This window comes from Candidatus Paceibacterota bacterium (assembly GCA_036517255.1).
Classification (GTDB): domain Bacteria; phylum Patescibacteriota; class Minisyncoccia; order Phycocordibacterales; family WO2-35-19; genus DATDXE01.
Map to the genome: position 1 here is coordinate 1 of DATDXE010000009.1, position 3,678 is coordinate 3,678.

At 40.6% G+C, this 3,678-nt stretch carries 4 protein-coding genes; 3 read left to right on the forward strand and 1 reads right to left on the reverse strand.

Annotated features, from left to right (window positions below):
• Window positions 1–482 (reverse strand): LysM peptidoglycan-binding domain-containing protein (locus VJH67_01780; GenBank protein HEY4515900.1); only part of this gene is annotated, 482 nt, incomplete at its 3' end.
• A 167-nt stretch (window positions 483–649) separates the two neighbouring features.
• On the opposite strand from VJH67_01780, the gene VJH67_01785 reads away from it, so the two are divergent.
• The 3 genes from VJH67_01785 to VJH67_01795 form a co-directional block, all read left to right on the forward strand.
• Window positions 650–2,656 carry a UvrD-helicase domain-containing protein gene (locus tag VJH67_01785; GenBank protein HEY4515901.1) on the forward strand — a complete coding sequence of 669 codons (2,007 nt, stop codon included), beginning with the start codon at window positions 650–652 and terminating at the stop codon, window positions 2,654–2,656.
• Window positions 2,657–2,710: 54 nt separating this feature from the next.
• Window positions 2,711–3,397 (forward strand): transposase, encoded by a 687-nt coding sequence (locus VJH67_01790; protein ID HEY4515902.1) that lies wholly within the window; start codon window positions 2,711–2,713, stop codon window positions 3,395–3,397.
• On the forward strand, window positions 3,394–3,678 hold a 285-nt coding region (locus VJH67_01795; GenBank protein HEY4515903.1), incomplete at its 3' end, for an rRNA adenine N-6-methyltransferase family protein. The genes VJH67_01790 and VJH67_01795, both read left to right, overlap by 4 nt.

The following is a 3,678-nucleotide window of genomic DNA, read 5'->3' on the forward strand; positions in this document are numbered from 1 at the left end:
ACACCGTCAGGAATGATGACGATATCACCGGGTTTAATCTTGGTATCGAAAGCAAGACCGTTATATGAAAGGATGTCATCAAAATCTGCTTTATATTTGGTGGTGATAGACTGCAAAGTATCACCTGACTTAACGACATGACGTACACCAGAGATCGGTAGGATAACAAGTTCTTGACCTTCTTTTATCAAACCTCCTTTTATATCATTAGCCCAGACAATAGTATTGCTAGAGACACCAAACATCTCGGCAATCTCACTTAAGGTATCACCCCCTCGCACAACATAAATACTAATCTCACCGGTACCAGACTTGCCGAGGTCCACGAACACCTCACTGTCACTGCCATTAGATTCGAGAGCCGTACTGTCAACAATGGCAATTTCTGCTCCCCCTGTGCCAGTAGGATTAATATTCAAATAACCCTCCAAGAGGCTCATGGTCTGGGAATTGCCTGCTTCTAGCACTTCCGGTACAAGCAAAATCTCTTCCCCTGCGTAAACAAAGAGGGGAAGAGCTAGAGTAAGGAGTATATATTTGACCGTTCTTTTACTAATAGAGTAAGGTTAAACTGCTCAACTAAGCCGTAAAATCTGTGCTTTCTTACCGTATCTAATCCATTATACCCTCATATGATATAGTGTCCAGCATGTCGAAGCTCTCTAATCCACACGCTCTCGGACTCAATTCTGAACAACAAAAAGCAGTAAAAGCTACCGAAGGGCCGGTACTCATCTTAGCCGGCGCAGGCGCCGGTAAGACTAAAACCATTGCCGAGAGAATACGCCACCTTGTTTACACGGGTGTCGCCCCTTCAGCTATTTTGGCCATTACCTTTACCAACAAAGCAGCTAGAGAAATGCGAGAGCGAGTTGAAACTGGCCTTAGAAATGATCCAGCTATTAATAGACCGGTATCTATGTCTGAACGACCTTTCGTCAGCACTTTCCACTCCCTCGGAGTGCATATTTTACGCGAACAATCTGCTCACGTTGGAGTAAAGAGACATTTTACTATTTTCGACCGAGATGATAGCAAGAAGGCAGTGAGAGAAGCTCTTTTAACTCTTGGGCTTGACCCGAAGACACACGATCCAGCTCGTCTAATGGGCGTGATCTCAAGAGAAAAGGGCGGGGGCACAACCGCACAAGAATATCGCGAGAGAAATGAACGTGGATTCTTGCGAGACGTGGTAGTTCAAGTCTGGCCGGAATACGAAAAGATTTTATCGAGAGACAACGCACTCGACTTCGATGATCTACTTTTAAAAACTATGAGTCTCTTGAGTGAGAACTCGGCAGTAAGAAATTATTATCAAAATATTTGGCGCTATATTCATATCGATGAATATCAGGACACCAATCGTGTCCAGTATGAAATTTCTAAAATGTTAGTGGGTGATAAGAGAAATATTTGCGTGGTTGGAGACATTGATCAAAATATTTATTCTTGGCGTGGCGCGGATATAAAAAATATTTTAGATTTTGAAAAAGATTATCCGAATGCAGAAGTTATCACTTTGGAAGAAAATTATCGCTCTACCAAAACTATTTTGGAGGCGGCCAATACTATTATAGAAAAAAATAAAATTCGTCGTAAGAAAAATCTTTTCACCACAAACTCTGAAGGGGAGAAGATTGGTTTGTTTCAGGGGTTCGACGAAATAAGTGAGGCAGAATTTGTCGCCGAACAAACAGAAAAATTAATCAAGAAAGGAGTTTCAGCAGAAGAAATAGCGGTGCTCTATAGAGCAAACTTCCAATCACGAGTACTGGAAGAAGCTTTCATGAACCACGGTCTTCCTTATCAGATTTTAGGTACTCGTTTTTTTGAACGTAAAGAGATTAAGGATATCATCGCCTATTTGCGTTCGGCTCTAAATCCAGATAGTCTCTCAGATTTAAAACGTATTATTAATGTGCCAGCGCGTGGCATAGGCAAAACTACAGTTCTCAAAATATTTTCTGGAGATGAAGCAACACTCGCATCTGCTATGAAAATAAAACTTGCCAGCTTTCGATCTTTACTTAAAGAAATTGAACAAATTTCTAAAGAGAAAAAACCGAGTGAAACTCTTTCTTTTATCATTAAAAAATCTGGATTAGAACAAGAGTGGAAAGAGGGTGGAGATGAGGGCCGAGCTAGACTTGAAAATGCTTATGAATTAGTAAACTTCGCGTCTCGATACGACCCGCCTCGCCTTGACGAGCAGGGACGAGTCGAGGCGGGCCATCTTCCTCCAGAAGAAGGGATTTTAAATTTCCTGGCTGATGCGGCTCTACAGAGTGACCAAGACGAGCTTAAAGAGGAACAAAAAGCAGTTCGACTCATGACAGTGCACGCCTCTAAAGGATTAGAATTTGATACCGTCTTCATCTCGGGACTTGAAGATGGACTTTTCCCTCACGAACGCATGAATGAGGAGAGGGTCCGGCCTGAAGAAAGAGAGGAGGAGAGACGACTCTTCTACGTGGCACTTACTCGAGCACGCAAAAAAGTTTTTCTGTCCTATGCCGAGACTCGTACTATGTTTGGCAATAGGCAAGTGAATATTCCTTCAGGATTTATTTTTGACATTCCGGAAACGTTAGTAGAGGAAGAGGTTGGTGATGAATATAATGTTTCTCGAAAACCTTTACTTGAAATTGACTTTTAACCTCATTACTAGCCACTTGGAAGCTCAACCTCCAAGTGATAGAATTGTACGATCATGAGCATGAGAAAAGTCGCCCTTGTGGAGAACGAGTTTTATCACATCTATAACCGAGGAGTGGATAAACGATCCATATTTTCTGATAAAAATGACTTGGAAAGGTTTTTTCAAAGTATGCAAGAATTTAATTCTATTAAACCCATAGGCAGTATATTTGAAAACTCATTTAATAAAAACAAGACAAATAAAGGAGTTTCTCATCTGGTTCAATTTGTTGCATTTTGCTTAAATCCAAACCATTTCCATTTTATTCTTACTCAACTTGAAGAACGTGGCATCGAAAAGTTCATGCACAGACTTGGTACTGGTTACACTAAATACTTCAATGAAAAACACTCGAGAAGCGGGGCATTGTTTCAGGGAAGATTTAAGGCCAATCATATTAACTCAAACGAATATTTATTGCATGCTGGCACATACGTGAACTTAAATCATAAAGTGCACAAATTAAAATCCGGTAAGGATCTTTTCCTCTCGAGTTGGAACGAGTATATGGATGCGGATCATCCGGGTATTTGCTCAAAAGATATATTATTGGGTCAGTTTAAATCAAGAAAAGAGTATGAAAAATTTGCGGAAAGCACACTGGAAACTATTCTAAAAAAGAGAGCCCATATCGCGAATGAACTGGAAAATGTAGCCAGAAACAACAACTTGGAGGTTGAGCTTCCAAGTAAAATATGAGAGCGAAAAAATCATTAGGACAGCATTTTCTAAAATCGGAACGCGCGCTCTCGAGTATTGTCGAGACCGGGGAAATTAGTAAGGGAGATACAGTACTAGAGATAGGACCGGGCACGGGCAGTTTGACGGAAAAGCTTTTAGATACTGGGGCTAAAGTAATGGCGGTAGAAAAAGACGATGACTTATACGAATTACTAAAAGATAAATTCCAAAAAGAAATTTCATCAGGCCAACTGAATTTGGTTCATGATGATATTTTAGAATTTGACTTATCCAAGCTA